Annotated in this window: 1 protein-coding gene; it reads right to left on the minus strand. The window is 56.9% G+C overall.

Annotation, left to right across the window (positions count from 1 at the left end; all coding sequences use genetic code 11):
* Positions 1-1748: hypothetical protein (locus tag JF66_RS20355; protein ID WP_035880744.1), on the minus strand; the 1748-nt coding region annotated here is incomplete at its 3' end.
* Between the last annotated feature and the right edge of the window lie 134 nt (positions 1749-1882).

Consider the following 1882-nt stretch of genomic DNA (forward strand, 5'->3'; position numbering starts at 1 on the left):
TTGAACCTGACGTTTGCTGCGCCGCTGATCGCTGCCCAGTCGAAGTGGACAGCCGAGCCGTCGCTGAGCGACGAATCGCAGAATTCGACCGCCGCACTGTCGCTGATCATCGCCACGTCAAAGTGCACTTGTGCATTTCCGCTGATCTTCGCCGCTCTAAATTGGACAGTGGCATTGTCCCTAATCGTTGCTAGCTTGAAATACACATTAGCTTTCGCGCAAATTCTTGTCAGGTTGAGTTGGATCAAAGCATCGTCGCGGACCGAAACCGGATTGAAGCGGACTGCGGCGTTGTCATCAACGGTCGCCATCGTAAAATGAATCCGCGCCGCTTCGCTTATCTCTGCATCCTCGAAATGGACCACAGCGTCGTTGCGGACGGTCGCCATTGCGAAGTGCACCTGTGCAGTGCCGGTAACTACTGCCCGCGTGAAGTGGACTTGAGCAGTGCCGCTGACGTCTGCCGCTTGGAAATGGACTGTTGCGGCGTCGCTGATCTTTGCCCCCTCAAATGTGACTTCGGCGGCCTCTGTGATTAGTGCGGAGGTGAAATGAACCGTGGCGGTAGCGCCTATCGTCGAATGTTGGAAATGCACCTGGGCAGTGTCACAGAGTGTTACGTCACGGAAATGAACTATTGCGCCGCGGCTGATCTGCGCCATAGAAAAGTCGATCGCAGAGGCACCGCTAATTTCCGCGCCGTCGAAGTGAATCCTAGCGGCGTCAGTAATGCTCAAGAATTGGAAATGAACGCTCGCGAGCTCGCTAATGGTTGCCCGTCTAAAATTCACCTTCGCTGTATCAACGAAATGTGCGAAGTTGAAATGGACTTGAGCGGCGTGGCGGATCTCTGCCCCATCGAATTGCACAGTGCCACCGTCGATGACTTTTGCCGCACCGAAGTGGACTAGTGCGTTGTTGCTGATTTTGGTGCGGTCGAAGCGAACCTGCCCGGAGCCCCGGATCGTGGCGCGACCGAAGCATACTTGCGCGCTGTCACTGATCGCCGCGCGGTCGAAACGGACCTGCGCGGTGTCACTAATCCATGCATCGTCGAAGCAAACCTGGGCTGCGTCATTGAACGCCGCCTCATTCAAGTGAACCGCCGCGGTGTCACTGAGTGACACGTCACGGAATTGCATTGTCGCTGCATCATTAATTCTTGCCGCCTTTGAATCAACCTTGGCAGCGTCGCTCAGCTTCGCCAGTTCGAAGCGTACAGAGGCATTGTCGTAAAGCGTTACTCCCACTGCACAGACGGAAGCGGTTCCGCTAATCTTCGACTCAGCGAAGGAGACGACGGCGTTCTCGACGAGTTTCGCACCCTCGAATGTGACAGTGGCAGCATCACAGATGTCTGCGGTCCCGAATTGAACGGTCGCGTCGTCGCTGATCGTCGATCCGCTGAAATCAACAGACGCGGTTCCGCAAATTGTCGCTCCGCCGAAAATGAGTCTCGTGCCCGACATAAGGCTTACCCGCGTGAAGTCGACCGTAAAATCAATGACCGCGCCGGAAAGGTCAACCCGGAATCCCGCCCAGACGGGCGGGACTTGTTCGGCTCGGAGGTAAGCGGCAAGCAAGTTATACCCTGCGCTTCGGACTGCCCGCTCAACCGCTGGCGTGGATTCCACGCCAGCGGCTAAGGGTGCCCTCAAATATCCGCACAGCACGTCTATACAGACTTGCACCTCCTCCCGGGAGCCGAAGGCCTGCCAGTCATCGGCGAGCGCCACAAGAGCGTACATGCCGGCCGTTCGCTTCGTCGCGCTGTCGCTTGCGCTCAACAACTCAACTGCTGTTACGAATCGGCCACGGAGCGTTCGGTTGGCATCAATCCTGACCTGACTCTTCGCTTCCCCCCTTCTTGAGTCCTCCTTCT

Origin of the sequence: Cryobacterium sp. MLB-32 (assembly GCF_000738085.1) — a bacterium.
Lineage (GTDB): Bacteria > Actinomycetota > Actinomycetes > Actinomycetales > Microbacteriaceae > Cryobacterium.